The sequence below is a fragment of the Peribacillus sp. NJ4 genome (assembly GCF_030348345.1).
GTDB lineage: Bacteria > Bacillota > Bacilli > Bacillales > DSM-1321 > Peribacillus.
Window position 1 is genome coordinate 4,726,038 of the sequence record NZ_JAUCFQ010000001.1, and the last position, 26,867, is coordinate 4,752,904.

Below are 26,867 nucleotides of genomic sequence, written 5' to 3' on the forward strand. Positions count from 1 at the left end.
GTCCCCAATCCAAAATATGTTACTCTATCATATTATATTACTGGAAGATCCACTAATAAATAGTACCAGGAACCGTTTCCTAAAATTAAACTTGCAAAAGCCCAATCCAAGGATTGGGCCTGTTAACAACCTAAGGTTCAAATTTACTTAAAAGAATCCTGAACGCTCAATTCCGAAACCAATTCGCGCCCTCATCCATATGCACAAATGGAATATCCGTATCAATTACACCTTTGATTCGTTCTAACTTAACATCTTCCCCATCGAGCCATTTCGCAAAATCTATTGAAGTCGGCTCCTGGTTCCCTCCCAAAGCGATCCAAGCCTTCATCTCCTTAGGTAAATAAGCGGATGTATGAATCGTTCCCGCCCAGCTGCTATATAAATCCGAGAAGACGCCTTGATTGGTATCATTAAACAATCTATAAGCATCGTAGGCAGATGAAAGTTTCCCTTCATGATCTTGTATAATTTCCAATCGGCGTTTCGAATCGATAAGATGGTTACGATTTTCATGTTTCATGATTTCAAAATGATTGGTACAGGCATTTGACGTGCGCACCTCTACATTTCTCGGAGAGGTTTCCACAATATAGGTACTTCCGCTTTTATCATAGACGACGTAAGTGAAAGAATGACGATGCGGGATTTCTTTCAACATCGCGACCGCTTCCTGAACGTTCGCACAAGATTCAACAATCAGCCTGCCAATCATGCAACAAATGAACCCATCACCAGGGTTCTTGCGATTCATGAAGTTATAGCCTATCACCAAACCTTTTTCGTTCATTCCATCCATCCGGCCAGTCCCTCGCTGACTCGGGCCAATGCTGGAATACCCTCGATCGCTTGGCTGGAATAAGACATAGCGCCCTTCATATGTCTTTGGATGGTAATCATAATTGCGAATGAGATAATCATCGCCTGTCATGATGGAGCACCCCGACCGAACATAATCCAAACGGTATCCCCCGAACTCCTGACACACGCGTTCAATTGGCCATTTAAGCGCATCTTGCAACCCCAGTAATTCCTCCCAAACTCCAGGGGCGAATTGTGTAATCGCCTTCTTGACCTCTTCCTCTTCAACCGTAAACCGAGGCTGCCTGATCTCCCACTGATCTTCACGATTTTTTACCGTTAGTGAATCTTTTAATTCCTCCCCTTGCATGTATCCAAACTCATAATGTGTACCCCGAAATTGTATGACATCACTATATATTTGCTTCACGGCTTATCCCTCATTTACAGTAGTTACTATTCAAATTAAGAATACTTGAAGTAATATTGAAAATAAAGAAGATAAGCCTTTAAATTTATGATACAACTCACCACCCCGTACCTCCTTCATAATCTGTAACTAGGCATATATATGAGGGGGACGGATCATGGAGATGGAATTAACGGCACTCCATTGGATTTATGTTGTATTCATTGCATTGATAATCGGGTTTATGGTAAAACGTCGTGATACTACCCTCATCTGCATAATTGGTATTTTCCTTTTGGCTTTAGTGGCTACAGGCAGTTTAGCATCCTCCATAAGCGGGATATTCAACAGCTTCATTTTCGCAATCACGGAATTAATGTCCACGATATTAATCATTTCAATCATCGTTGCCATGAGCACGGTATTAACGAAGTCGGGCATTAATGATGTTATGATTGCACCGTTTGCGAAATTCATTAAAAATCCTACTCTTGCCTTTTGGGTAATCGGGATCGTCATGATGATCATATCCTGGTTTTTCTGGCCATCACCTGCCGTTGCCTTACTCGGGGCTGTTTTGCTCCCAGTTGCCTTACGGGCTGGTTTACCTGCGTTAGGCGTGGCGATGGCGATGAACCTTTTTGGTCACGGAATAGCATTATCAGGTGACTTCATCATTCAAGCTGCACCTAAACTAACTGCGGATGCCGCTTCGATACCAGTCGGTGATGTCATCGCTGCGAGTATTCCCCTTGTCATTACAATGGGGGTCGTTACCACCCTTTCCGCCTTTCTCCTTTTAAAGCGGGATATGAAGCTTGGAAGAATCAAGGCGGCGGATAATGAGGGAATCGTCCAAGATCAAACAATCAGTGAAGATTTGCTCACACTGGGACAAAAGAAGTTTTTTGCCGTTTTCATTCCGATCGCCTTTCTGTTGGATGTTGTGGCATTGTCGATTTTGAAGCTCCAGGGCGGAGATGCAACGGCGTTGGTTGGCGGTACAGCCGTTTTCATTTTGCTGATTTTATCCCTTGTCGCACATAAACAACAAGGACTTGAAAAATCAACGGCCTATTTAATTCAGGGTTTTCAATTTGGCTTTAAAGTATTCGGACCTGTTATTCCAATCGCTGCATTCTTCTATTTAGGTGATTCTGGATTCAATCAGATCATCGGTGACTATTTACCAAAAACATCCCTCGGCATCGTCAATGACCTCGGTGCCGCATTAGCGGCCTCCGTTCCTTTAACAAAAGAAATAGCCGCCGTCACATTAACGGGAATCGGTGCCATCACTGGGTTGGATGGATCGGGCTTCTCAGGCATTTCTTTAGCGGGATCGGTCGCCAAACTATTTGGAACGGCAATCGGAAGCGGAACCGCCACATTGACCGCACTTGGGCAAATAACCGCGATTTGGGTCGGCGGAGGTACCCTGATTCCATGGGCACTGATACCAGCCGCTGCAATTTGTAACGTGAGTCCCTTTGAACTTGCTCGCCGGAATTTGCTGCCGGTAACCATTGGTTTAACAGTCACTACGATAGTCGCGATGTTTCTCATTTAATGATTCTGTCCGATATGTATGGACTCACGGAACGGGTCTGAAATTTCCACATTCCCATATTTAAAAAGGACTGAATTAAAAATCAGTCCTTTTTCATTTCAATCGTCGATATAACTGTAGATTTCGTCGATATATTCCTATTTTCGGAGATATAACTGTAGATTTCGTCGATATATTTTTCCTTCATACCCTAACTTATTCGTTATGGAATTTCTTTTTTGAAATCCATATGTTCGTTACCAATATCGTTAGTGCCGTCAATTCAAGTGCCGCTAATGCACCCCAAATCGCCTGTGTATTAACGGTACCTAAAATCAATACTTCCATCGCATATTTACTCATGCTTGCTGGATTCACATTATCTATAACCGGGCTTAAACCAACTATCATTCTGCAGCCGAGAAGAAATACTATCGAAATTAATGCAATGATGCCCTGACTATTAAAAATGGTACTGATCATCGTCGTGAATGAAACGATAAATAGAATCCACAGCAGATAGAACAACAAAGCCATTATTAAATTCACAAAATCAACACTCGTAAACAAAAAAACTGCATACAGATATGAAACCAAGTATCCTAATGCTACACTGCAGGCAACAAATAGATAATTGGAAATGATTTTCCCACTTATATAAGATACAACCGTCACGGGCCTTGTAAGAATGAAAGCCAGCATCCCATTTGCTTTATCAGATTGTACGACACCCATCATGGAAACGATGATGATCATGACTCCGAGCTGATCAAATTGAGACCCTAATGTACTAGCAAGAACTTCGCCGCCTGTTTGGGCAGCCATGCTTGGATCAATGGTGATCCCTTGACCCCCACCCAGAGCTTCTAATATTGAAGGTAAATAATAGCTTACAACCGGTTGAGTTATCCCTAAAAATATAAATGCAAGTGGAAGCCAAATCACTTTAAATTCACGTACCATCTGAACAAATTCCTTTTTCGCTAAAACGGTAAAATTATTCATTCTTCTACCACCAATTTTAAAAATATCTCTTCCAATGTATCGTTATCTATTTCGAACCTTACAAGATCAACATTATGCTCCAGCGCATTCGCCAGTAACATATTCTTGTTTGACTCAATATTTTCCACTTCTATCTTCAATTTATTTCCCATTACCTCTACACTTTTTACAAAGTTCAAGCTTTTAACGTTTTCAATCCATTTTTGACTTTTAGAGGTTATGTCGACATTAATTTTGTTTCCGCTATTCCTGTTTAGTAATTCTGACATTGTTGTATCTTCAATTTTTTCACCACTCTTTATAATGACAAATCTCTCACATATTTCTTCTGCATCGCTTAATATATGTGTCGATAATAAAATTGTCGTATCTTTCTTTATTTCTTTTATTATATTTAACACTTCTCTCCGGCCGATTGGATCTAATGCCGAAACAGGTTCATCCATGACAATCAATGCTGGTTTATGTAACAACGCTTGTGCAATTCCAAGCCTCTGTTTCATACCTCCTGAAAAAGTTCTCACCTTTGAATTCTCTTCCCCGCTCAACCCCACTTTCGACATTATCTCTGGAATGCCCCTTAATAATTCTTCTTTTTTGATACCCGAGAGCTGCCCCATGAAAGTAAGGGTTTCTTTGGCAGTCATCCATTGAAAGAAGTTTGGGTATTGTGGTAAGTAGCCTATTTCCTTTTTCATTTTAGAAATTTTCTTACCATCAAGCAAAACTTTTCCCATACTTGGATCTATAATGTCTGCAATCACTTTTATTAGTGTCGATTTGCCAGCTCCATTTGGCCCTATCAATCCAACACATTCCCCTGATTGCAGTTCCATTGAAAAATTATTGACCGCTGTTTTTTCTTTGAATTTTTTTGTAACATTTTTAATTTCTAATTTCATATTCTCTCATTGTCCTTTCTACCAATAACGAAGTACAGAATTGGACCGATAGTATTTGCAAAAATAATGATGAGTGTCCACAATAAAACATTTTTCCTCGTCTTTCGATGTCGGTATAAATCAATTAATGATATAAGGACTAGAATCATCCCAATAGCAATTACCGGTAAAATAATTGGCAGAATAGACATGAAATCAATATCTTTCAATTCGTTCCATCCATAATGCAATTCCATATATACCACTCCTTTAATAACGAAATATTATTATCATTATCAGTAATGATAACATTAAGATTGGAATTTTTCACCTATTTTTTTCTTTATAAAATATTGTTTTAGTTTTTATTGTTATTTATAATGATAATATTATCAATATAAATAACAATGAAAATATAGTGATATTTATTAAGCTTTATTGTAGGTATTTTCAATTGTGAAGTAGTTAATATCTTCAGAAAAAATAGTTCGGTAATATTCTTGAACATGATTCAAACATTACAATATATGGCGAAATGAACTTATTATTCATGACTTATCCCGTCAAATTCTATGTAAGGAGAATAAAATGATTAATAAAGCTGAAATTTTAATGCATCCAGTAAGAATAAAGATTTCCCAAGCTTTAATGAGAAACAGGGAAAATGGGTTAACACCATTAGAAATGTTAAAAATCATTAAAGATGTGCCCCAAGCAACATTATATAGACATATACAGGTTTTGTTGGATTCAGGGGTCATTCGCATTGTTAAAGAGAAAAAAGTGAGATCCGTTTCGGAAAAATACTATGTGTTAAATGAAGAAGAAGCGCGAATTAGCGGGGAAGAATGGAAAAAATCTTCTAATGAGAAAAAACTGAACTTTTTTTCTTATTATCAATTATCCCTTATGACTCAATATCAAAACTATCTTTCTAAATTAGAAGAAAAAGACTGCTCAGAAGATGGTTCAACCTTTTCAATTTTAGAGCTAAAGCTTGATGATGAAAGTTTTGTTAACTTCCAAAATGAATTGAACGATTTAATGGTAAAATACTACAAAGCTACGAATCAAAGTTCTAAACAGGACTCCCCTATTCGAACCATCGGCGTTACGATTATTCCAGAATCATAAACAAATGAAAAAGGCTGTTCCGAAACCATGGTACCATGACCATAAGTCTCCTTATTTGGAACAGCTCCTTCATTATGGAAGAAACCCCTACATTTTTATTATCTGCTTGACGGCAATTATCAGGTCAAAAATGAATCTATCCGTTGGCAGCAGCAAGAGTCATCCTTAAAATTCAAATTTCCCCCATAGCTTCCTTGATACTGCTGTATACTTCGTCCCATAGCTGCTTTTCTTCGGAAAAAGCAGCTGTTATCTTTTTAATAACTTCTTTTTGCTCTGCCTCGAAACGTTCATCATCCTTGGCAGGCAGGTCAGACCTCAACTCCATTACATACTCTTGTACCTTTGGTGCACGAGGTCCCCAAACGGCTTTTTCTTCACCATTCTTATCAATGAATATAAAAATGGGAATCGCACGCGCCGTTCCATTCGTTAAGTATTGATCGATCAGCTCAAGATTTTGATCTCGTAAAACCATGCGAGTTTCAATATTAGCCGCTTCAGCTATATTCAACAGAATAGGTATATTCATCATCGCGTCTCCACACCAGTCTTCAGTGATGACAATGGCTCGAAGTTCCTTCGTAGTTAATTCATTAAAAAAGCCTTGGTCTTTTGCAGAAATGGAAAAACGCTCCTGAATCGATTGTAAGTTTTCTTTATGTACTTTCATCGAGGATATAAATTCTTTTGCAGGAATCCCCTTTTCAAACCATTCATTCAGTGTCGTCATATTATTGCTCCTAACTATTTTTAAGTTAAAAATACCATAAACCACTTATTATTTCATTGTTTCCACGCTGAAAAATCAATTAGAGCTAAAATTACAAATTGGTAAATTAAAACCATGTTTTCTTTCCCGTGTAAAGGGAAAACTCTAAATACAATCAATAGCTTACTAACTAACTATTTTATATTCATTAAAACGTTGTTTTCTAGTTTAGGAGATGAAATTTGTGGAAGGTTTTCTCTTTGCGCTACTCCCTGCATTGACATGGGGCAGCTTAGTGCTTGTTGCCGAAAAACTCGGAGGCAACTCTTATAATCAAACACTTGGCATTACAGTCGGTTCATTACTGTTCGCCATCGTGATGTCTTTCATCAATCCGCCGGAATGGAGCAGTACAGTATGGATCGTCGGCATCTTTTCCGGGATAGGCTGGGCATTCGGGCAATTATTTCAGTTCAATAGCGTCAAGGAAATCGGAGTGTCGAAAACCGTTCCAATCTCAACAGGACTGCAAATTCTAGGAAATACATTCTTTGCCGTTATCATTTTCAAGGAATGGAATGACAAGATTACAATCATCATCGGCATTGTTGCAATAATCTGTTTGATTACAGGTGTCTTGCTGACAAGCTACGGCGATGGTACTAACAAAAAAGAAGGAAGCATGAAAAAAGGGATTTTTTATCTTGCCATTTCAACGGTTGGTTATGTTACATATGTCATTGTAGTCAGATGGAATGAAGTTGACGGATGGTCGGCGATCCTGCCTCAAGCAATTGGCATGTTCCTAGCTGCCCAGCTCCTTTCCATCAAACATAAACCGTTTAATAAGTATGCCGGACGAAATATTCTAACCGGAATCATGTGGGCAATCGGCAATATCGGCCTCCTGCTCGCTAATCCAAAAGTGGGCGTCGCCATCGCATTTTCATTTTCCCAAATGGGAATCGTCATTTCCACTTTAGGCGGCATCTTTCTTTTAGGAGAGAAAAAGTCCAAAAAGCAAATGGCCTTCGTCATTATCGGATGTGCACTCGTAATAACTGGCGGAATCATGATTGGCTTTACAAAAGAATAGTCAAAGGAGCGATAAATGATGTATGAAGATTTAGAGAAAAAAGTAGTCGTGATCACTGGGGCGGCAAAAGGGTTAGGAAAAGCCATGGCCGAAAGGTTCGGTAAAGAAAAAGCACATGTAGTATTGAATTATCACACTGAAAATGGCGACCATAAGGAAATCATCAAGACGATTGAAGCTGCCGGCGGGAAAGCCGCAGCCATTCAAGGAGACGTTTCAAAGGAAGCGGATGTAAAGAAATTGCTTTCATTCGCTGTGGACACATTTGGTACAATCGACATCATGATCAACAATGCCGGTATTGAAAATGAAGTGCCAAGTGAAAAATTGACGCTTGAAGATTGGCAGAAAGTCATCGATGTAAATCTAACGGGTATGTTCCTGGCTAGCAGGGAAGCCATCAGTTATATGCTTGATCATGGTATTAAGGGAAATATCATTAACATGTCTTCCGTTCATGACCGGATTCCTTGGCCTCATTTTGTCCACTATGCAGCAAGTAAGGGTGGAGTGAAGATGATGACAGAAACCCTTGCACTTGAATATGCCCCTAAGGGGATTCGCATTAATAATATTTCTCCTGGCGCAATCGACACACCAATCAATGCCGAAAAGTTCAATGACCCAAAAGCTAAACAAGAAGTCATCAACCTGATTCCGATGGGATATATCGGAAAACCGGAACAAATTGCCGCTTGTGCTGCTTGGTTAGCTTCCGCTGAATCAAGCTACGTAACGGGCATGACCTTATATGCTGACGGCGGAATGACCAAATATCCAGGATTCCAAGCAGGAAAAGGCTGAACTTAACTTAGCTTATTAGCAAGAAACTTTTATGTATATGGATAGGAGAAAAGAGTGACTAGGATTTCTCCTATGTCCCTCATTCCTTTGTCCTCACCATATATATGAATTTAATGGCTTCTAATGAAAATGCGAGATAACCCTTATTCCAAATAATTTGCTATTTCTTCATTAACAAAGCGATTTTTTGGTTTCTTTAATCCAAGGTGATCACGGAGAGTGTCTCCTTCATAGTCCAAACGGAACAAACCCCTCTCCTGTAAAATTGGAACAACCTTCTCGACGAAATCCTCTAAGTCGCCTGGTAACAGTGGAAATTGAAGCATAAAGCCATCTGCAGCTTTTTCAGTAAACCATACCTCCATTTCATCAGCTACTTGTGTTGGTGTACCGACAAATCTATCTCGTCTGGCAGGACTGAAAAATCTCGCATATAATTCACCCACTTTTATGTCCTCTTCACCAATAATTTTCTTCATTTCATTAAAGTTACTTTGTATGCTATTTACTGATGGAAATTCAACATCCTTCGCTGGTGTATCTAAAGAATATTTTGAAAAATCTACGTTGCCCATATAACCAGAAACGAATTTCAAACTCTCATAAGGGTCGACGAGACTTTGGAGTTTATTGTATTTTTGAATGGCAATTTCCTCGGTTTCTCCGATAATAGGGGAAATGCCGTGAAGGATGTGGAGCTCTTCCACGCTTCTTCCAAAATCCATTAAAGACGATTTTAATTCTTGATAATATCGTTTGGATTCTTCAATGTTATCCCAATGGGTGAAAACGACTTCGGCTGTTCGAGCGGCTAACCGCTGCCCTGGTATAGACGCACCCGCTTGAATGATAACCGGCTGCCCCTGCGCCGAACGTGCAATATTCAACGGACCTTTTACCGAAAAATAGTTGCCTTTATACCGAAGCTCATGCACTTTATCAGGATTAAAAAATTGTCCCGTTTCTTTGTTATGCACAAACGCATCATCTTCCCACGAATCCCATAATCCTTGGACAACGTCGATGAACTCCTCCGCTCGTTCATAACGATGATCGTGTGCCCAATGTTTATCACGACTGAAATTCAAGGCCGTCTCTCCGGTCGCGTCAGCTGTAGTAACAACATTCCATCCCACCCGTCCGCCGCTTATATGGTCAACAGAAGCAAATTGGCGAGCGAGTACATATGGTTCACTGTACGTTGTAGAAGCTGTCGCCCCAATGCCGATTTTTTCTGTTGCTGCAGCTAATGCTGTAATTAGTACAATCGGATCAAATCGATTAAGTATTTGAGGATGCGATTCATGATTAATGGCCAAGCTATCTGCCACAAAGGCAAGGTCAAATTTCCCTTTTTCCGCAATTTTTGAGAGTCTTTGCAAAGCTTTCACATCAATACTTGCATTCGGATTTGATGCCGGATGCTGCCACGACGCAACATGCATACCTGTTCCAATCAAATAAGCAGCTAACTTCATCTTTCTGTCTTGAGCCATTCTAATCTCTCCTTCCTTATTTATTAGAATATAACTCCTTATAACTGCTCAATTTTTTCAAGGTAATGAATGTTGGAATATAGTTTCCATTGTAAGTTTCTTCAATAAATTTAGCCGTTTTCTCTGATTGATAGAGATCAACTAACTTTCGGTAAATTTCATTGTCTTGATCTTCACTCCTAGCCGCTATGATATTAATATAAGGCTTTGCAGTACTACTTTCATAAATAAGAGCATCTTTTAAATTTAGTCCCGCTTCTACCGCAACTCCATTATTAATCACCGAACCAGCTGTATCTTCCATCACACGTGGGGCACTGGCACCATCGACAGGAACAATTTTGATTTTCTTCGGATTTTCCTTTATTTTGTCCTGTCCACCATTCCCGTCAAAGTCATCCACAACCTTTAAGAGTTTTGCTTCTTGTAATAGCAATAAAGCTCTTCCCCAGTTAGCTTGGTCATTGGGCACAGCAATTTGTGCACCATTTGGGATCTCTTCCACCGATTTATATTTGCTTGAATACAAACCGAGAGGAGCAATAATTGTAGTCCCAATTGGAACGATGTCTGTATTATTTTTCGCATTAAATGAATCTAAATAGGCAACATGTTGAAAGGCGTTGATATCAATATCCCCTTCTGCCAGCGCTTCGTTCGGATCATAAGCCGATGAGAAATTAACAATTTCAATTTCCACCCCTTCTTTTTCAGCCTGTTCCTTTAAAAATTCCCATGTTCGAAGTTCAGAATTTCTAATCCCTACCTTCACTTTCGTTTGTTTCCCTCCTGCATTCGTTGAATCACTTGAGCAACCTGCCAATAACACCCCCAAGATAAGCAGTATAGGTAAAATACATTTTTTCATCATTCATTCCGCTCCCCCTCTGTAAACTACCGCCACTACACTCTTCTAATTTTCCGTTCGAATATATTTCCTAAACTTTGTACTCCCTGAACAACAATTACTAGAATTACAACGGTGACGAATATCGTAATAGTGCTAAAGCGTTGATAGCCATATGTTATCGCTACATCTCCAAGTCCACCGCCACCTATAGCTCCTGCCATTGCTGTAGCGCCCACTAAACCAATTGTTGCAGTTGTTATACTTAGAATTAATGACGCAAAAGCTTCAGGCATTAAAAACCTGAAAATAATTTGTAACGGCGTTGCTCCCATGGCTTTCGCGGCTTCAATAATGCCTTCATCCACTTCCAATAGCGAATTCTCCACAAGTCTTGAGATATATGGGCCAATATGAAGCACTAGTGGCACAATTGCTGCTGTCGTACCAATCGACGTACCAACAATTAGTCTTGTAAATGGAATAATCGCCACAAGCAAGATAATAAACGGAATCGATCGGAAAATGTTTACAATCGGATTCACTATAGAAAAAATAAATCTATTTTCATAAATATGACCTTTTCTTGTTACAACCAATAAAATGCCTAAGAATATTCCAATGATGCTTCCAAAAAAAAGTGAAATACTAACCATGTACAGCGTTTCCCACAAGGCCTTTAAAATGAGCTCTTGGCTTACTTCCATCCTTCGTCACCTCCTTCACTTTGACATTTTGATTCTTTATAAACTGTAATGCCCGATCAATTTCATCTTCATTTCCTATTATTTCAACAATTAAATTACCAAATGGGATGCCTTGTAACTCAGTAATATTGCCGAACAGAACGTTTATTTCCACATTAAACCTCTTCGCTGTTTTTGAAACGATAGGCTGCCCAGAGCTTAATCCCAAAAAATCAATTTTAAAAATTCGGCTGAAATAGGCATCCTCATTGAGCAATCCATAAACACTTGATGGCACTTCATCGCGAACAACCGATCGAATGAAGTTACGTGTTGTTTCTGTTCGCGGACGGGCAAAAATATCGATCACATTTCCTGATTCAATCACGCTCCCATCCTCCATCACTGCAACCCGATTACAAATTTCTTTAATCACTTCCATTTCGTGCGTGATAATTAGAATGGTAATTTTATATTCTTCATTTATCCGTTTCAACAGATTCAGGATTGATTTTGTTGTTTGTGGATCCAATGCCGATGTTGCTTCATCACATAATAGAATCGAAGGGTTTGTAGCCAAAGCACGGGCAATCCCGACACGCTGCTTTTGTCCACCTGAAAGTTGATTTGGATAGTTCATTGCTTTGTCTTCTAGACCAACAAAGCGGAGAATCTCATTTACTTGTTCTTCAATCTCTTTTTTCTTTTTTTTACTTAACAATAATGGCATCGCCACATTATCAAAGACTGTTTTTGAATTAAGTAAATTAAAATGCTGAAAAATCATGCCAATATTTTTCTTAGCTTCACGCAAATCTTTTTCAGACATCTTGGCAAGATTTTTTCCTTCTACAATCACTTCACCTGAAGTAGGATATTCCAGTAGATTCACAGTTCGGATGAGTGTACTTTTTCCGGCTCCACTAAAACCGATAACCCCGAATATATCCCCTTTTTCAACGGTTATATTAATCTCCTTTAACGCTTCAATTTTCTTCTCCCCGTCATCAAAAACTTTTGAAACCCGACGAAATTCTATCAAAGTGGCCACCTCCTCTTTTTAATTAGCTTGGTATAGAAGCCACCCTTAAAACGCGGGCACGACGGCTCCTTCATATTGATCTAAAATAAATTCTTTGACCTTTTCCGTCGTTAATGCATTCGTAAGCTTTTGGATCGCTTTATCGTCCTTATTGTCTGGACGAGCAACTAAAATGTTAACATATGGTGAATCCTTCCCTTCAATTATCAGTGCATCATCGAGAGGTTTTAACCCTCCTTCCAGAGCATAGTTTGTGTTAATGGCCGACGCTTCCACATCATCTAGCGAGTGAACTAAAAGGGGGGAATCGACTGGAATGAATTCTATTTTTTTAGCATTTTTTGTAATGTCCTCAATCGTATAATCACCTGACTTAGAAGCATCCAACTCAATGATATTATTTGCCGCAAAAAGCTGTAACGATCGCGAAAAGTTTACTGGATCTTTCGGTACGGCTACTTTCGCTCCGTCTGACAATTCACCTATAGACTTAATTTTTTTGGAATAGACACCAAATGGTTCAATATGTACACCCTTCACATTAACCAAATTCAGACCACTATCTTTATTTACTTGCTCTAAGTAAGGGGTATGTTGAAAGAAGTTTGCATCCAATTCTTTGTCTGCTGTTTGTTGATTCGTTTGAATACCATCCGTAGAAATCACTACATCCAGTTTCACGCCTTGTTTTTCTAAATCCGGTGCGATAAACTCTAAAATTTCTGCATGTGGTATTGAGGCTGCACTAATTTTCAAAGTCACTTCATCATCCTTGTCTCCTTTACTCTCCGATGATGTTTGCTCATTACTTCCACAAGCACCCAATATCAGCAATACTACTGTTAAAACCGTTACGGACAGCCATTTAATTTTCTTCAATGTTTCTCGCTCCTTTTTTTATCCTTTTATATTGGAATAACAAATATTTATCAGCTGCTTCATGCCCTCTGGATCTTTTCTTTTCCTTCTATATGATAGTCTCTTCCCCTAAGAGAAGCGGACTCAACAACTGAAAGGATTGGATCCGTTCTGCTTCTCTTCGAAGCGGTGTATGCAAAATAAATTCATCCACTTGAAAAACTTTCTGAAGTTCCTTTAAAATCCCGTTAACATATCCTGGAGTCCCAGCAATAACACTTGCGGTCTGCTCTTCTATTTCGTAAGCTTCACCAGCCTGCTTCTCAAATGACTCAGCCTGCTCACGTGATTGAACTGTCAGCGTCCGGCCACTTTGTAGATGAACTTTAAATAGTTTGTGTTCGCTTGCCAGCTCCACTGCTTTTTGTTGGGTAGGAGCTGCCACAACCGCTAATGATACGATAAAGCGACCTTCTGGGTACTTGCTTCGGTAAGCAGAGGACGCTTCATACAGCATGGTATCATCACTATTAATAAATCTGGCGAATACAAAATCCATTCCGAGATTGGCGGCTAGTTGAGCGCTGTCTGAACTTGCACCAAGCATAAAGGTTTCTGGCTTTTCAGGCGGTATCGGTGTTGCTTGAATACCAGAGAGTAAGTGATCATCATTGATTGAATTTTCGATTATCTTTTGCAATAAGGATGCACGTTCCCCAAAATCTTTTCCATCATTCACAGTTCCAAATTGTAACGCCTTTGTTGATAAAGGAAATCCACCTGGTGCTTTACCAATGCCAAGATCTACCCTGCCCGGGGCAAGAGTGGATAAAACATGAAAATTTTCAGCGACTTTATAAGGACTGTAGTGCTGAAGCATGACACCTCCCGAACCTACACGAATGGATGTGGTTTTCGATAATAAATAAGAAATTAATACTTCCGGTGAAGATCCAGCAACTTGTTCCATATGATGATGTTCCGATACCCAAAAACGGGTATATCCCCATTCTTCAGCTTTTTGAGCTAGGTTTACGGTTTGCTTAAGTGCATCAACTGCCGAATTCCCAGGAAAAATGGGGCTTTGATCTAATATTCCAAGCTTAAAACTCATATGACTTTCTCTCCAATCATTAATACCGAGTTAACAAATAGAATTAGTTGTTTTAATGTAATTGAAATTCATCCTAACATTGTAAACAAGCCCTTGACAACACCTTATTTGATAGAAAAATTTATTTAATTGATAAAAAAATTCTATCAATTATGAATTTGGAATGCCTTTGCCTAATAATTAACCACGCTCTCGCCTATCATGGTTTGAGATCTATTCTTCTTACCGCTATCAGAATAGGATTCATCAATGATAGGAAGAGAAAAGGAGAGAGGAGTCTATGAAAAGCTGGAATGAAAGAATGAAGAGTGGCTATGTATGGTAGGTAAAATGGGGGGAATGTTCGCATCATGACTATGCTTGAAATCAAGTTGGAACGAAACCTTTGGAATTATAACAACAAAGGTGCTAGGCACGAATTCGTGTCTGGCACCTTTGTCATTTATGTTTACCACTTACCATGGTTATATAATAAATCCTTGGCACTTTCAAATAAAAAATGAGCGGCTTTAATAATGGAATTTTCATCAACAGTAAAAGCTGGATGATGCCAATCTTCGTTTCCGTTTGTACCAAAAAAGGCAAAGGTACCGGGGATATGTTGAAGGTAATAAGCGAAATCTTCACCACCCATTGAAGGTTCTGGATTGATTACATGTAATGATTGCCCCAAAGCAGACCTGCGTGCCATCTCTGTGACAGCTGGATGATTATGTAGCGCGGGGGGCCCAGGAAACCAACCAATCGTAGCTTCCTGTGAAAAAGCAGCGGCGATATGATTCACAATCGAATAAAACTTATCCTTTATTTCTTCGCGAATTGTAGATTCAAAGGTTCGTATCGTTCCTTCTAGTGTGACGTCACCGGGAATCACATTCCAAGTGCTTCCCCCTGTTATTCTCGTTACACTCACCACAGCACTTTCTAGTGGGGATACATTCCGGCTGACGATAGTTTGAAGAGCCGTAATAAGCTGGGCCGCCGCTGCTATTGGATCCTTTCCACTATGAGGGATGGCCGCGTGACTCCCCTTACCTTGAAGAACAATTTGAAAACGGTCCACCGCCGCCATTAACGGACCTTCTTTTATCCCTATAGTCCCAACAGGTAAATTCGGTTTATTGTGCAGCCCAATTATGGCCGCTACATCGCCAATTTGACCATCTTTTATCACATGCGCCGCACCCCCACCTGATTCTTCTGCAGGTTGAAAAATCAATCGCACGGTACCATTCAGCTCTGATTGACATTCTTTTAAAAGGTAAGCAGCGCCAATAACGGCTGCGGTATGGAAATCATGGCCGCACGCATGCATTACTCCTTTTACTTTCGAAGCAAATGGAAGCCCAGTTTGTTCCTCAATCGGAAGAGCATCGATATCCGCTCTTATGGCTACGGTAAGTCCGGGTTTACCACCCTTTATATCCGCAAAAACACCTGTTTTCAATCCTGTATTACGGATCTCAATACCCTCTTCCCCGAGCCACTTTTGAATCGATTTTGTCGTTTCGAATTCTTCATTTGATAACTCCGGATATTGATGTAAATGGCGCCGTATCGATATTAAGCGCTTTTCCAGCTCTCGACTCATACAGTCGCCTCCTTCTATAAATCTAAGCGATAGCATTTTACCAAAATATCATGATTTTGAAATTCTTTCGTTCGATCCCGCTTAAAGCCAAACCATTCATATAGTTTAATGGCTTTATGCATCTTATCAGTAGAATGTAGATACAAACTGGACGCACCTTGCGATTTTGCATAATTTACACTAGCTTTTAATAATTCCTGTGCGATACCGCGTCCCCTTGATTCGGGATGAACGGCCAACAACCGAATGATTGGTGAAAAAATCCCAAGTTCCGGCTTTTCATATGCTTTTTCAGATGACTGAAAAAGCTGTAATGTACCAAGGATATCCTGATTGCACTTTGCAACCAACACCTTATCAACATGTGGATTATCCACCGAGGATTCAATATTATTTAAATAGCCTTCCCAAGCTTCCGGGTTCGAATATTCATGTTCATATTGTTGATAACTTTCTACCAATAAGCGGCGCACCGTCTCTTTATCTTCTTCAATCAATTCATCGACTACGATTGCATTAATCATACGTTCTCCTTTTTCCCCTTCCTTTAATTGACCTTTTCTTCTAAAAACGATAAGGAAAAATCTCTTGATATCCGGTTTAAAAATTGTCGTGTTCGATCTTTCTTTGGAGCATTGAAAATCTCCAATGGTGACCCTTCTTCTACAATGACCCCGCCATCCATGAATAGAACACGATCCGATACCTCTTTAGCAAAACTCATTTCATGGGTTACAATTACCATCGTGATGCCTTCCTGTGCAATTGCTTTTATGACAGAAAGCACCTCCCCAACCAACTCAGGGTCGAGTGCCGACGTTGGCTCGTCAAAAAGAATGACTTCCGGATTTAAAGCAAGTGCCCTAGCAATTCCAACACGTTGCTGTTGCCCTCCTGACAATTGTGAAGGGAAATGGTTATGCTTATCTCCTAAACCTACTTTTTCCAATAACAGCTCACTTTCCCGTTTCGCTTGAGCTTTCTTATATTTTCTTGTAACAATTAAGCCTTCCATTACATTTTCCAAAACAGTTTTATGAGCAAATAAGTTATAATGCTGAAAAACCATCGCAGATTGTCTTCTAAGGGACAAGATTTCCCTTTTTGTCGCCTTCTTAGACTTCACCTGTATATCTCCTACTTGAACCATTCCCTCATCTGGTTTTTCCAGAAAATTCAAGCATCTAAGCAAGGTTGTTTTCCCAGAACCACTTGGCCCAAGAATGGTAACTACTTCGCCCTTGGCTATTTTCAAATTAATACCTTTTAAAACGGTCTGCTGGTTAAATGATTTTTTTATATCTTTTAAATAAATCATTGTACTCCTCCTCGATTATAGGCAGTGGCCTTTTTCTCAATTAAAAACGAAAGACCTTCTGCAATGATTGTGAGACCCCAATAAATTAAACCAGCAGCGATAAAAGACTCCAAAAATTTCAAATTGGTGGATGCAACAATATTAGCTGCTCCTGTCATTTCTTTTTGCGATACAATGAAAGCTATGGATGACGTATGCAGAAATCCAATGAAAATATTCGTGAAATTCGGGATGGACTGAGCAATGGCCTGTGGCAAAACAATTCGCGTCATGGCTTGAAACGAATTCATACCCACGGAATAGGCTGCCTCCATTTGGCCATTGGAGACACTGATAATTCCCGATCTGAATATTTCTGATAAATAAGCACCCGCACTCAACGATAAGGCGGTTAAGACAAATAAAATAATCGGAATGGAATTAGATTGTATACCCAAATCAAATTTCTTAGAAATTTGATCGATTAATAATGGAAAACCGAAATAAATAAGCATTATATGCATGATAATCGGTGTTCCTCTAAAGAAGGAAACATAACCATTTGCAACTCTACATAGAAATTTCACTTTATATATCCTAATCAAGGCAACAGCGAGACCGATAATAAAACCTGCAAGAAGAGGAAGCATCGTTAAGATAAGTGTGATCGGAAGTGCTTTAATAATCTCCTTAAAAGCAGTCCAAATAAATAGAATATCAATCGTCAAGTCCTTCCCTCCTCCCTTTGTTATCCAGTAACAGACACATCAACAGTTTGATGCCGATTAATGCGGTTTTCATAAAGTCTGAATATTTTCTCAAACAATAGCACGACTGCATAATAGATAACAGCTAATGAGAGATAGACTTCGAGAGCATGTGCAGTTGCAGCAATTAATGTCTCTCCCCTACCCATCATATCCATTACGCCGATGGTAAAGGCAAGTGAGGTATCCTTCAAGGATCCGATAATAGAGTTTGCGATATTTGGAAAAGCAATCCGTATTGCCTGAGGAAGCACAATCCGAAAAAAACTTTGACTATTATTCATACCAACAGAATAGGCTGCTTCCGTTTGCCCATAATCGACAGCCTTAATCGCTCCTCGGAATATTTCTGCGAAATGCGCCCCATTACTTAATGCATAAGTAATAATGACAAAATACAGAGCATCCATTCTTGAAATATCAATATTAATGAATAAAAGGATTGCAGGCAGTCCATAAAAAACTAGAAATAATTGTATTAAAATAGGCGTTCCCCGAATGAATGAAATATACAAAATGACAAATTGATTCAAAACAGGGATACGAAATAATCTCAGGATGGCTGCCGCTATCCCGATGACCATTCCTAATAAAACGGATGCTGCCAGAATTTGCAATGTTACTCCAAGATAATATATTAACGTAGGAATGAAATCGACGATTAATGAAGGATCAAATGCTTTCCCCATGCTTTAGCACCTCCGCGCTTACTACTATCTAATTAAAATCCTACTGAATAGTCTGCGCCCAGCCACTTTTTACTTAGTTCGCTAACTACCCCATCTTTTTTCAGCTCCACAAGTGCTTCATCAATTCTCTTCTGTAAAGGCGTTTCGTCTTTTCTTAGCAAAAAGTATACTTTTGAATTAAGAAGTGGCTCACCCACAACCTTTTGCTGTGCATCTGCTTGTTTATTTAAGAAGTCGACTGCAAATGGTGTAGTTATGGTAGCATCCGCCCGACCGGTTTTGATTTGATTCTTCGTGTCATCTACGCCCTGGCCAGAATAGACAATTTCGATCCCGGCATTGTTTTGTTTATTATACTTTTCAAGAAAAACAGCAGAATTGCTCGTTGCACTCACGATCGCTTTTTTTCCTTTTAGATCTTTAATGGAGTGAATATCATTGTTGTCCTGATGAACTGTAACTTGAAGGGGAAAGACATTATATGGTTCTTTATTAAATAGAAATTTTTCTTTTCGTTCATCATTCACCTCCATTTGGTGAGCAACAAAATCTATTTTGTTCGTTTCTAAACTTAATAATAGATTAGAAAATTCCATCGTTTTAAATTCAAATTCATATTCTGGCAGCTTTTCATCGATTTGACGAACCAACTCGACATCATAACCTGTCAGCTTACCATTCTTATCCAAAAAGCAAATATTCGGGAATTGCGTCCCTGTTCCGACAATGATTTTCTGAACTTTATTATTTTTTGAATCTCCAGAACTTGATTTAGCAGTACTCGTTGTTTCTTTCGAAGAGCAAGCTCCCAAAAAAGTAAGTAGCAGTGCCATAACAATAAATATTGTTTTTTTCATCTCAAATTCCCCCGACGTTTTTAATTACTAACAATTGGTTCTTTATTTTCAATAATGCGATACAGCATTTCATCTAGAATTTTACGAAGATACACAATTTTTTCTCCATCGTGATCTCGTTCAGCAAAAATCTCATAGCCTCTTCTTTCATAAATCGAAACAAGCCAAGGATGACGATCAGCTGTCGCCAAATAGACGGCCGGCGCTTTCACCTGTTTCCGAAGTACATTTTCTTCCACCCAGGTTAACAAAGTTGAGCCTATACCTTTTTGTTTGTATAGGGGGTCAACTGCAAACCACCAAATGAATGGGTACGGACTGAAATGATCAGGATCATTCCATGGATGACGAACTGTCACAGTGGAAACAATTTGACCCTCCTGTTCTAAAACATAAGTGAGATTCCGCCTAATATTATTCGTCACTAGCTGCAAATCGGCTGTCGCAGCCAGAAAGTTAATATTCAATTCTCTAATTGGTTCATAAGCCCGAAGTGTGACGTTTAGCACTTCTGGAGCATCCTTTACAGTAGCAAGACGGATTAGCTGTGTCATGATTAACTCCCCGTTTCTATAACATATTATTTACACAAGAATAGTCGGATTTAAATCAGCTATTTTTCATTTATTCCTACTTTACTAACATCCTCCAGTTCTCAGGATTGAAGTATAAGTCAAAAAAACTGTCATGGTTGAAAATTCAACTTTTTAAATCAGCTATTTCTACTTATATACTCGGATTAACACGCGTCTTTTTTTATTGTAATCGTTCGAGTACTTCTTCAAGATAAGGTATGCCAATTTCCGTAACACTCTCATATACGTTACCTCGCCCAATTTCAATAATAGGCACATACCGAACACCATATTTGATTTCTAAAATATCTCGCCGTTCATCATGATTGGTAACATCCACCGTTTGATAAGCAATCTCCTTTTCTTTTAAGTATTGTTTAACTTCTTCGCAATAGTGACATCCTTGTTTTGACCAAACGACGACAGATAACGCTTCTTCCATTTCGTATTCCTCCTTATTTTTTAAATGATTCTTCAATTATTGATTAATCTTTTCTTTCGCATAACGATTTTCCGGGAATGGAAGCCCCAAGTTGCCTCTTAATGTTTCTGCTTCATATTCAGTACGATATATTCCCCTTTTCTGAAGTATAGGAATCACATAAGATACAAAATCACTTAAAGCATCTGGAACAATTGAAGTAAAGATAAACCCGTCCGCCCCCTTCTCTTCGAACCATCGCTGAATCAAATCCGCTACTTTCTCTGGAGTTCCAATAAAAGAAGTCCGAGGTGTAGTCTCCTTAAGTGCTACTTGACGGAGCGTTAACTGTTTCTCCTTGGCTTCCTCTTTAATCCGATCAGTCGTACTTCGGAAACTGTTTTTTCCGATGTCTCCGAGGTCTGGGAAAGGCGCATCCAGTTCATATTGAGAAAAATCATGATGATCGAAGTATCGTCCCAAATAGTCAAGCGCCTTATCTATAGATACTAGGTTAGCGAGTTCTTGATATTTGTACTCTGCCTCTTCCTCAGTTGCACCAATGATTGGCGCTATACCTGGCAGAATAACAATTTCATCAGGATTTCTCCCGAATGCAATAGCCCTGTTTTTTACATCTTGATAAAAATTCTTGGCATCTTCCAATGTTGGTTGGCCTGTAAAGATTGCATCCGCTTCTTTAGCCGCCAGATTTTTGCCAGCTTCTGATGAACCTGCTTGAAAAATGACAGGCCGCCCCTGTTTAGATCTAGCAATGTTGAGTGGTCCTTGCACGGAGAAAAATTCTCCTTTATGATTTAATTGATGTATTTTAGAAGGATCAAAAAACTCACCGGACTCTTTATCCCGAGTAAACGCGTCATCCTCCCATGAATCCCAAAGCCCTTTGGTAACTTGTATATATTCTGATGCTATCCGATAGCGTTTGGCATGATCAGGGTGTTCTTCGATCGTTTTGTTATAGTTCAAGGCGGTACTCTCAAGAGGTGTAGTAACAAGGTTCCATCCGCCACGACCATGACTAATGTGATCAAGTGAAGCAAATTGCCGAGCTACGGTAAATGGTTCACTGTATGAGGTGGAAACAGTTCCGACAAGCCCTATTCGTGATGTGAAAGCAGCAAGTGCGGATAAAATGGTAAGTGGCTCAAATCGATTTAAAAAATGCGGAATGGATTTCTCATTGATGAATAAACCGTCAGCAATGAAAAGTAAATCGAACTTTCCCTCTTCTGCCTTCTGGGCCTGCTCCTTATAAAATTCAAGACTAACACTGGCATCGGTTTGAATGTCAGGATGCCTCCAACCAGATATACTCCCTCCAACTCCATGAATAAGCGCTCCAAATTTCAACTTTCTCTGCTCAGACATCAATACTCCTCCTTTAATTAATCGGTTTTTAGCTTGCTGACTTCTACTTTCCTTAGATGACTTCTTAATTTTGCCTCACAAAGTTCTTTTCTCCAGGTAAGGCTAATTGAAGCGGACTCAACAATTGAAAAGATCGGAATCTTTCTGCTTCTTTTACTACCGGTGTATGTAGGATAAACTCATCTACCCCATATTTTTTATGTAAATTTGTTAGGACTTCCTTTACGTAAGAGGGAGTTCCAGCAATAATATTGGAATCTTGTTCTTCTATTTCGTAAGACTCCCCAGACTGCTTCCCGAATAATTCTGCTTGCACTAAGGTTTGGACCGTAACAGAACGACCGCTTTGGAGATGAACTTTCACTATCTTTTGGTCACCTGCTAGCTGTTCTGCTTCTTGTTGTGAAGGAGCAGCAATCACTGAAACTGATACCTTAAAGCTCCCAGTTGGATAGATACTTCGGTAAATGCGTACAGCATCTTCGAATACAGTCTCATTACTGTTGATAAATCGAGCAAATACATAAGCTATACCCAGATTGGCTGCTAGCCTGGCACTGTCAGCACTTGCACCAAGCAGAAACATTTTTGGCTTTTTTGAAGGGAGTGGCGTCGCCTGAATACCTGAAAGCGGGTGATTTTCATTAATCGAATTTTCAATTAATTTTTGTAAAAAAGATAACCGCTCTTCGAAATCTTTTCCATCATTAACTGTACCAAATTGTAGCGCCTTCGTTGATAAGGGGAGACCACCCGGTGCCTTTCCAATGCCAAGGTCAACTCTGCCAGGCGAAAGATTTGATAACACGTGAAAATTTTCCGCCACTTTATATGGACTATAATGCTGAAGCATAACACCTCCGGACCCTACCCTAATAGATTTTGTTTGGGCTAATAAATATGATACCAATACTTCCGGGGAAGATCCCGCTAGCTTTTCGGCATGATGATGTTCTGATACCCAGAAACGGGTATATCCCCACTCTTCTGCATGTCTCGCCAGCTTAATGGTTTGCTGTAGTGCATCAAAGGCTGAAGTTCCTGGAAATATCGGGCTCTGGTCTAAAATGCCAAGCTTATAACTCATATTCTCTCCTCCGCTTTAATTCAAAGTATACTGATATGAATAATAATAATTTAATAATTTTGATTTATCCTAACACCTAAAGCATGTTAATGGCAATGGTTTAACTAATAGGAAAAAATATTGCATTGATAGAAAATATCTATCAATTAGATTGTGTCTGTAATTGATGATGGTCTTGTTCAAATTTCCGAATTGATAAAAGAATGTCATTCCATAGTAAGGGTGCTTCCATCCCGTGATTTAAATGAGTCAGATAGATGTGCTGCTTTATCTTGATTAAATGTGACACATCAACTTCAACCAAAGTTCCCTGTTCTAACTCTTTTTTAATACATAAATACGGTAAAAATCCGATACAGCTTCTGCTAAGAATTAGCGATTTCGCCACTTCCAAGTGATCAACCTGAAATTCAATACGCGGCTCTACATTAGACACTTCAAAAATTTTATGAACGTGGTTCCAGTCAAACGCACCACACTCAAAAAATACCAACGGCTCCATTGCTAATACTTGCACCGTTAGCTCTGTTTCAACTTGAAATGGATGTCCTGGATACACTACTAAACGTATCGAATTATCAAGGGTCTTGTGATTTTGCAGACCACTATGTGTAACATCCTTCATAAATGCTATATCAACCCGTTTCTGAAGCAATTTATCAATTAATGCATCATTTGTTGCTGAAATAAATTTAAAGCGTAAATTAGGGTTTTCCTTTTTCCATAGAGGAAGAGCAAATGGAATAAAGTATTGCGATGTAATGATATTAGCCCCTATCGTTATTTCCTCCAGATCGCTTCCTGTTTTCAACTGTTTTTTCCCCTGTTGAAAGGTACGAATAATTTGTTCCGCAAATGGAATGAACGCTTTCCCTTTTTCGGTTAAAATAATCCCTCTCCCTTGCCTCTCAAATAGTACTGAATCGAGTTCACTCTCAAGCGTCTTAATTCTTGCCGAAACCGTCGGCTGTGATAAAAACAGTGCCTCTGCTGCTTTATGAAAATTATTAAAATGAACAACATACATAAAAGCTTCAATATGATCAATATTCATCTCCCCAACTCCTTTTTCCAAAATGAACGCAAAAAGCTCCTGTTCGCTTATCGCGATCAGGAGCTTTTGGTTGTCCAATCAGCTCATCTTTTATAATAATTCTTTCTCCGATTTTAATCTTATAAAACCAATAAGTAAAGTGCAATTTAATTAACTGAATAACCAACAAGTCACGATATATTTATTGCGATTTCATACAATATGATATTCAAGGAACATAATACTATTTATACAGATGAAAATTTAAGGATTCTAAGTAAATAAAACTAATAATTCCATTCTCTTTCTTCCCGTTTTTCAATCCTAAGGGTGTATCTTTTTTCCGGATTGCCGATAAATTTTGCATAGTTTATTTTAATTGTTTATCCCAATGGACTTGGCAGTTTCAGTCCTTCCTGTCTACGTTATATATTTTTTCTCCTTATAAAAAAGAAAAGAAAGGTCATCCTAATGGAGTAATTCAAATTATGACATAAGGAGAGAAACTACATGCCTCAACAACAAATTGATATCAATCAATTAAATCAAGCAAAAGCAAACGTTACCCTTACGCAAACCTTACTTTCACAAGCAATTGAAAAATCTTCTTCTGATCCAACTTTGGCACAAGAAGCCATTAAACAAGCTGCTCAAGAAATCGCACAAGCCCAACTTTCCGTAAATCAGGTTTACAGTGCAGTACAAGCTCCGCAAGCGGAATGATTTTGGGTATTATCTCGATTAATTGATTCAAAACAAGATGAAAGAGGCCTATATCCAAATTTAGGAATAGGCCTTTTTTTAACGAATGTTTTTGGTCCATCCAAGCTTTTTCACCCCCCCTTATTTAATGGGGGTATGCTTTGAGGGAACTTAAACGTATTGTATGGATCATACATACCTCGTTTTCACTTCTCGAAGCCGTTTGAATTTTTCTCCATAGTACGCAGTTGGCCAATCTTTGATGAGAGTATCCGGCCAATTCACGTAGTCACCGGTAGTAAATGGTGACAAGGCGTGCTTCAGGTCCTTGATCCACCGAATGTTTAGCCTCTCTTCGTCTGGATTGGTCCATGTAGCTAAATACTCCTGGACGATAATGGCATCGCGATAATAAAAAGCCGTTCATTTGGGTCCGCACGACCAGCGGCCCCTATGGATTGGTGCCAAATTGCTGCATTTTCATTTGGAGTATTTTCCAGAAAATGCTTCATCGCAGGTTCACTCGTGAATTCCAACAATTGATCCACAAAGGCAAAAAAAAAGCCCCTCTCAATCAAGAGAAGGGCTTTTTAAAAAGTATTTTAACGCTTTATGCTTTCGTACCTTATCCAGAAATCTCATCATCGGATTTAACATCCAATGGAGTTCGTTTATCCATTTTCAGCAGGTAATAACTTGCTACGACCAAGACTAGGAAAACGATCCCAACAATCAAGGAAATCCTGGTACTCGGATTGACCCACATACCAACCAGCACCATCAGTAAAAAGGCAATTGTCGCATAGTTACTGTAAGGGGCCAACGGCATTTTGAACGGATGTTTTTCCATTTCAACAGCATTTACCTTTCTGAATTTAAGCTCACTGATAAGTAAGACAAACCATGGAATCATCCCGGGTAAAACACTCGCACTGTACACATAAAGGAATAATTGCGGCGGTGCAAGGTAATTCAGGATAACCCCGATGCCCAATCCTAATAATACAGCGATCGTACAATATGCCGGCACTCCATTTTTAGATACTTTTGCAAAGATTTTAGGAGCTTGGCCATTCAATGCTAGAGTGTAAAGCATACGCCCTGCACTGAAAATCCCACTGTTGCATCCAGACATTGCGGCAGTGATTACGACAAAGTTAATGATGCCTGCCGCTGCAGTGATACCGATTTTAGCAAAGGTTGAAACGAATGGACTTCCGATGTCATCCAGTTTATCCCAAGGATAAACCGTCACGATGACGAAGATAGCGCCAATATAGAAAATTAAAATGCGCCATATGATTGATTTGATCGCTTTTGTTACGGTCTTTGTTGGATTTTTCGCTTCTCCGGCTGTGATGCCGATAAGCTCAACGCCTTGATAGGAAGCCACGACAAGGGAAAGCGCAAAGAAGAATCCTGTCCAACCTCCCGTAAAGAAGCCGCCATTTGCCCAAAGATTCGATAATCCAATCGCATCCCCCCCATTCCCTATTCCAAAGAAAATAAGGCCAAGACCGGCAATGATCATCAATATAATCGTAATTATTTTTATAAGCGCAAACCAAAACTCAAATTCCCCGAAAGATTTTACGGAAATGAGGTTGGCCGCCCCCAAGATGATCATGGCGACCACACCTGGTATCCAAGCTGGTAACTCCGGGAACCAATACTGCATATACATTCCAACGGCGATGATTTCGGACATTCCGACGATTACCCATTGAAACCAATTGCTCCAAGCAGTCATATAACCTGCCAAAGGATGTATATAGCTGCTCGCAAAGGTTGCAAAAGAACCTGTAGTCGGTTCTAAATATAGCATCTCCCCCATAGAGCGCATAATGAAAAATATAAATATACCTGCGATGGCATAAGCGAGCATTACAGAGGGCCCGGTCCATTTGATCGTGCTCGCCGATCCCATGAATAACCCAACCCCGATGGTTCCGCCCAAGGCTATCATTTGAATATGACGTGCCTCCAGCCCTCTCTTTAATTCCTTATTTGACATGTTTAACT

General features: G+C 39.4%; 30 protein-coding genes. 5 read left to right on the top strand and 25 right to left on the bottom strand.

The window, feature by feature from the left end:
* Positions 1–166: 166 nt before the first annotated feature.
* On the bottom strand, positions 167–1,231 hold the full coding sequence (locus QUF94_RS23610) for a C45 family autoproteolytic acyltransferase/hydrolase (RefSeq protein ID WP_289317980.1): 1,065 nt from the start codon (positions 1,229–1,231) through the stop codon (positions 167–169).
* Between the two features lie 157 nt (positions 1,232–1,388).
* Between QUF94_RS23610 and QUF94_RS23615 the strand changes: the two genes are divergently transcribed.
* The gene (locus tag QUF94_RS23615; protein WP_289317981.1) at positions 1,389–2,780 is read left to right on the top strand and encodes a hypothetical protein; all 1,392 of its coding nucleotides are present in this window, start codon (positions 1,389–1,391) and stop codon (positions 2,778–2,780) included.
* Between the two features lie 195 nt (positions 2,781–2,975).
* On the opposite strand, the gene QUF94_RS23620 is transcribed toward QUF94_RS23615, so the two are convergent.
* Genes QUF94_RS23620 through QUF94_RS23630 form a run of 3 tightly spaced genes read right to left on the bottom strand, consistent with a single transcriptional unit; the run spans position 2,976 to position 4,902 of the window.
* A complete protein-coding gene (locus tag QUF94_RS23620) occupies positions 2,976–3,764 on the bottom strand; it encodes an ABC transporter permease (RefSeq protein ID WP_289317982.1) in 789 nt (262 codons plus the stop codon).
* Complete coding sequence (locus QUF94_RS23625) at positions 3,761–4,666, bottom strand: ABC transporter ATP-binding protein (protein WP_289317983.1); 906 nt, start codon at positions 4,664–4,666, stop codon at positions 3,761–3,763. Before QUF94_RS23625 ends, QUF94_RS23620 begins: the two co-directional genes overlap by 4 nt.
* Positions 4,663–4,902: a PLD nuclease N-terminal domain-containing protein gene (locus QUF94_RS23630; protein WP_289317984.1), complete on the bottom strand. Its 240-nt coding sequence runs from the start codon at positions 4,900–4,902 to the stop codon at positions 4,663–4,665. The genes QUF94_RS23625 and QUF94_RS23630 overlap by 4 nt, the downstream gene beginning before the upstream one ends.
* 331 nt (positions 4,903–5,233) lie before the next feature.
* On the opposite strand from QUF94_RS23630, the gene QUF94_RS23635 reads away from it, so the two are divergent.
* Complete coding sequence (locus tag QUF94_RS23635; RefSeq protein ID WP_289317985.1) at positions 5,234–5,779, top strand: helix-turn-helix domain-containing protein; 546 nt, start codon at positions 5,234–5,236, stop codon at positions 5,777–5,779.
* Positions 5,780–5,951: 172 nt separating this feature from the next.
* Here the strand turns inward: QUF94_RS23635 and QUF94_RS23640 are convergent, their stop codons facing one another.
* Positions 5,952–6,512, bottom strand: a complete 561-nt coding sequence (locus QUF94_RS23640; protein WP_289317986.1) for a thioredoxin family protein — start codon at positions 6,510–6,512, stop codon at positions 5,952–5,954.
* Between the two features lie 214 nt (positions 6,513–6,726).
* Between QUF94_RS23640 and QUF94_RS23645 the strand changes: the two genes are divergently transcribed.
* Both QUF94_RS23645 and QUF94_RS23650 read left to right on the top strand, forming a co-directional pair.
* Positions 6,727–7,587 carry a GRP family sugar transporter gene (locus tag QUF94_RS23645; RefSeq protein WP_289317987.1) on the top strand — a complete coding sequence of 287 codons (861 nt, stop codon included), beginning with the start codon at positions 6,727–6,729 and terminating at the stop codon, positions 7,585–7,587.
* Positions 7,588–7,605: 18 nt separating this feature from the next.
* Entirely contained in the window at positions 7,606–8,391 is a 786-nt protein-coding gene (locus QUF94_RS23650) for a glucose-1-dehydrogenase (protein ID WP_072272388.1), read from the top strand.
* A gap of 143 nt (positions 8,392–8,534) precedes the next feature.
* On the opposite strand, the gene QUF94_RS23655 is transcribed toward QUF94_RS23650, so the two are convergent.
* The 17 genes from QUF94_RS23655 to QUF94_RS23735 form a co-directional block, all read right to left on the bottom strand.
* Positions 8,535–9,887 (bottom strand): LLM class flavin-dependent oxidoreductase, encoded by a 1,353-nt coding sequence (locus tag QUF94_RS23655; RefSeq protein ID WP_289317988.1) that lies wholly within the window; start codon positions 9,885–9,887, stop codon positions 8,535–8,537.
* A gap of 16 nt (positions 9,888–9,903) precedes the next feature.
* Entirely contained in the window at positions 9,904–10,755 is an 852-nt protein-coding gene (locus tag QUF94_RS23660) for a MetQ/NlpA family ABC transporter substrate-binding protein (protein ID WP_289318485.1), read from the bottom strand.
* 35 nt (positions 10,756–10,790) lie between these two features.
* On the bottom strand, positions 10,791–11,441 hold the full coding sequence (locus tag QUF94_RS23665) for a methionine ABC transporter permease (RefSeq protein WP_289317989.1): 651 nt from the start codon (positions 11,439–11,441) through the stop codon (positions 10,791–10,793).
* Positions 11,383–12,462, bottom strand: coding sequence for a methionine ABC transporter ATP-binding protein (locus QUF94_RS23670; RefSeq protein ID WP_289317990.1), 1,080 nt, complete (start codon positions 12,460–12,462; stop codon positions 11,383–11,385). The genes QUF94_RS23665 and QUF94_RS23670 overlap by 59 nt, the downstream gene beginning before the upstream one ends.
* 45 nt (positions 12,463–12,507) lie before the next feature.
* The gene (locus tag QUF94_RS23675) at positions 12,508–13,341 is read right to left on the bottom strand and encodes a MetQ/NlpA family ABC transporter substrate-binding protein (RefSeq protein WP_289317991.1); all 834 of its coding nucleotides are present in this window, start codon (positions 13,339–13,341) and stop codon (positions 12,508–12,510) included.
* Between the two features lie 88 nt (positions 13,342–13,429).
* Positions 13,430–14,434, bottom strand: coding sequence for an LLM class flavin-dependent oxidoreductase (locus QUF94_RS23680; RefSeq protein WP_289317992.1), 1,005 nt, complete (start codon positions 14,432–14,434; stop codon positions 13,430–13,432).
* A gap of 448 nt (positions 14,435–14,882) precedes the next feature.
* Positions 14,883–16,025, bottom strand: coding sequence for an amidohydrolase (locus QUF94_RS23685; RefSeq protein ID WP_289317993.1), 1,143 nt, complete (start codon positions 16,023–16,025; stop codon positions 14,883–14,885).
* A 14-nt stretch (positions 16,026–16,039) separates the two neighbouring features.
* Positions 16,040–16,549 carry a GNAT family N-acetyltransferase gene (locus QUF94_RS23690; RefSeq protein WP_289317994.1) on the bottom strand — a complete coding sequence of 170 codons (510 nt, stop codon included), beginning with the start codon at positions 16,547–16,549 and terminating at the stop codon, positions 16,040–16,042.
* 23 nt (positions 16,550–16,572) lie between these two features.
* Positions 16,573–17,343 (bottom strand): amino acid ABC transporter ATP-binding protein, encoded by a 771-nt coding sequence (locus tag QUF94_RS23695; RefSeq protein ID WP_289317995.1) that lies wholly within the window; start codon positions 17,341–17,343, stop codon positions 16,573–16,575.
* Positions 17,340–18,050 carry an amino acid ABC transporter permease gene (locus QUF94_RS23700; protein WP_289317996.1) on the bottom strand — a complete coding sequence of 237 codons (711 nt, stop codon included), beginning with the start codon at positions 18,048–18,050 and terminating at the stop codon, positions 17,340–17,342. The genes QUF94_RS23695 and QUF94_RS23700 overlap by 4 nt, the downstream gene beginning before the upstream one ends.
* A gap of 20 nt (positions 18,051–18,070) precedes the next feature.
* Positions 18,071–18,778 (bottom strand): amino acid ABC transporter permease, encoded by a 708-nt coding sequence (locus tag QUF94_RS23705; protein ID WP_053344404.1) that lies wholly within the window; start codon positions 18,776–18,778, stop codon positions 18,071–18,073.
* A gap of 32 nt (positions 18,779–18,810) precedes the next feature.
* A complete protein-coding gene (locus QUF94_RS23710; RefSeq protein WP_289317997.1) occupies positions 18,811–19,635 on the bottom strand; it encodes an amino acid ABC transporter substrate-binding protein in 825 nt (274 codons plus the stop codon).
* Between the two features lie 20 nt (positions 19,636–19,655).
* Positions 19,656–20,189 carry a GNAT family N-acetyltransferase gene (locus QUF94_RS23715; RefSeq protein ID WP_289317998.1) on the bottom strand — a complete coding sequence of 178 codons (534 nt, stop codon included), beginning with the start codon at positions 20,187–20,189 and terminating at the stop codon, positions 19,656–19,658.
* Between the two features lie 202 nt (positions 20,190–20,391).
* Positions 20,392–20,652 (bottom strand): glutaredoxin family protein, encoded by a 261-nt coding sequence (locus QUF94_RS23720; protein ID WP_289317999.1) that lies wholly within the window; start codon positions 20,650–20,652, stop codon positions 20,392–20,394.
* Between the two features lie 36 nt (positions 20,653–20,688).
* The gene (locus tag QUF94_RS23725) at positions 20,689–22,023 is read right to left on the bottom strand and encodes an LLM class flavin-dependent oxidoreductase (protein WP_289318000.1); all 1,335 of its coding nucleotides are present in this window, start codon (positions 22,021–22,023) and stop codon (positions 20,689–20,691) included.
* Positions 22,024–22,087: 64 nt separating this feature from the next.
* Entirely contained in the window at positions 22,088–23,110 is a 1,023-nt protein-coding gene (locus QUF94_RS23730) for an LLM class flavin-dependent oxidoreductase (RefSeq protein ID WP_289318001.1), read from the bottom strand.
* Positions 23,111–23,252: 142 nt separating this feature from the next.
* Entirely contained in the window at positions 23,253–24,164 is a 912-nt protein-coding gene (locus QUF94_RS23735; RefSeq protein WP_289318002.1) for a LysR family transcriptional regulator, read from the bottom strand.
* A gap of 489 nt (positions 24,165–24,653) precedes the next feature.
* On the opposite strand from QUF94_RS23735, the gene QUF94_RS23740 reads away from it, so the two are divergent.
* Complete coding sequence (locus QUF94_RS23740) at positions 24,654–24,866, top strand: hypothetical protein (RefSeq protein WP_289318003.1); 213 nt, start codon at positions 24,654–24,656, stop codon at positions 24,864–24,866.
* A gap of 168 nt (positions 24,867–25,034) precedes the next feature.
* Here QUF94_RS23740 and QUF94_RS23745 read toward each other — a convergent pair whose 3' ends face one another.
* The 3 genes from QUF94_RS23745 to QUF94_RS23755 all read right to left on the bottom strand — a co-directional run bounded on the left by QUF94_RS23745 (position 25,035) and on the right by QUF94_RS23755 (position 26,859).
* Positions 25,035–25,130 (bottom strand): BBE domain-containing protein, encoded by a 96-nt coding sequence (locus QUF94_RS23745; RefSeq protein ID WP_289318486.1) that lies wholly within the window; start codon positions 25,128–25,130, stop codon positions 25,035–25,037.
* Between the two features lie 92 nt (positions 25,131–25,222).
* Positions 25,223–25,393: a hypothetical protein gene (locus QUF94_RS23750; RefSeq protein ID WP_289318004.1), complete on the bottom strand. Its 171-nt coding sequence runs from the start codon at positions 25,391–25,393 to the stop codon at positions 25,223–25,225.
* Between the two features lie 77 nt (positions 25,394–25,470).
* A complete protein-coding gene (locus tag QUF94_RS23755) occupies positions 25,471–26,859 on the bottom strand; it encodes an amino acid permease (RefSeq protein WP_289318005.1) in 1,389 nt (462 codons plus the stop codon).
* Positions 26,860–26,867: the final 8 nt, after the last annotated feature.

Excerpts from the sequence above, each read along its gene's own strand:
- QUF94_RS23665 (WP_289317989.1), bottom strand. The coding sequence starts at position 11,441 with ATGGAAGTAAGCCAAGAGCTCATTTTAAAGGCCTTGTGGGAAACGCTG.
- QUF94_RS23720 (WP_289317999.1), bottom strand. The coding sequence starts at position 20,652 with ATGGAAGAAGCGTTATCTGTCGTCGTTTGGTCAAAACAAGGATGTCAC.
- QUF94_RS23635 (WP_289317985.1), top strand. The coding sequence starts at position 5,234 with ATGATTAATAAAGCTGAAATTTTAATGCATCCAGTAAGAATAAAGATT.
- QUF94_RS23630 (WP_289317984.1), bottom strand. The coding sequence starts at position 4,902 with ATGGAATTGCATTATGGATGGAACGAATTGAAAGATATTGATTTCATG.
- QUF94_RS23660 (WP_289318485.1), bottom strand. The coding sequence starts at position 10,755 with ATGAAAAAATGTATTTTACCTATACTGCTTATCTTGGGGGTGTTATTG.
- QUF94_RS23705 (WP_053344404.1), bottom strand. The coding sequence starts at position 18,778 with ATGGGGAAAGCATTTGATCCTTCATTAATCGTCGATTTCATTCCTACG.
- QUF94_RS23715 (WP_289317998.1), bottom strand. The coding sequence starts at position 20,189 with ATGACACAGCTAATCCGTCTTGCTACTGTAAAGGATGCTCCAGAAGTG.
- QUF94_RS23755 (WP_289318005.1), bottom strand. The coding sequence starts at position 26,859 with ATGTCAAATAAGGAATTAAAGAGAGGGCTGGAGGCACGTCATATTCAA.
- QUF94_RS23725 (WP_289318000.1), bottom strand. The coding sequence starts at position 22,023 with ATGTCTGAGCAGAGAAAGTTGAAATTTGGAGCGCTTATTCATGGAGTT.
- QUF94_RS23615 (WP_289317981.1), top strand. The coding sequence starts at position 1,389 with ATGGAGATGGAATTAACGGCACTCCATTGGATTTATGTTGTATTCATT.
- QUF94_RS23695 (WP_289317995.1), bottom strand. The coding sequence starts at position 17,343 with ATGATTTATTTAAAAGATATAAAAAAATCATTTAACCAGCAGACCGTT.
- QUF94_RS23680 (WP_289317992.1), bottom strand. The coding sequence starts at position 14,434 with ATGAGTTTTAAGCTTGGAATATTAGATCAAAGCCCCATTTTTCCTGGG.
- QUF94_RS23685 (WP_289317993.1), bottom strand. The coding sequence starts at position 16,025 with ATGAGTCGAGAGCTGGAAAAGCGCTTAATATCGATACGGCGCCATTTA.
- QUF94_RS23640 (WP_289317986.1), bottom strand. The coding sequence starts at position 6,512 with ATGACGACACTGAATGAATGGTTTGAAAAGGGGATTCCTGCAAAAGAA.
- QUF94_RS23690 (WP_289317994.1), bottom strand. The coding sequence starts at position 16,549 with ATGATTAATGCAATCGTAGTCGATGAATTGATTGAAGAAGATAAAGAG.
- QUF94_RS23620 (WP_289317982.1), bottom strand. The coding sequence starts at position 3,764 with ATGAATAATTTTACCGTTTTAGCGAAAAAGGAATTTGTTCAGATGGTA.
- QUF94_RS23650 (WP_072272388.1), top strand. The coding sequence starts at position 7,606 with ATGTATGAAGATTTAGAGAAAAAAGTAGTCGTGATCACTGGGGCGGCA.
- QUF94_RS23655 (WP_289317988.1), bottom strand. The coding sequence starts at position 9,887 with ATGGCTCAAGACAGAAAGATGAAGTTAGCTGCTTATTTGATTGGAACA.
- QUF94_RS23645 (WP_289317987.1), top strand. The coding sequence starts at position 6,727 with ATGAAATTTGTGGAAGGTTTTCTCTTTGCGCTACTCCCTGCATTGACA.
- QUF94_RS23730 (WP_289318001.1), bottom strand. The coding sequence starts at position 23,110 with ATGAGTTATAAGCTTGGCATTTTAGACCAGAGCCCGATATTTCCAGGA.
- QUF94_RS23710 (WP_289317997.1), bottom strand. The coding sequence starts at position 19,635 with ATGAAAAAAACAATATTTATTGTTATGGCACTGCTACTTACTTTTTTG.
- QUF94_RS23735 (WP_289318002.1), bottom strand. The coding sequence starts at position 24,164 with ATGAATATTGATCATATTGAAGCTTTTATGTATGTTGTTCATTTTAAT.
- QUF94_RS23625 (WP_289317983.1), bottom strand. The coding sequence starts at position 4,666 with ATGAAATTAGAAATTAAAAATGTTACAAAAAAATTCAAAGAAAAAACA.
- QUF94_RS23740 (WP_289318003.1), top strand. The coding sequence starts at position 24,654 with ATGCCTCAACAACAAATTGATATCAATCAATTAAATCAAGCAAAAGCA.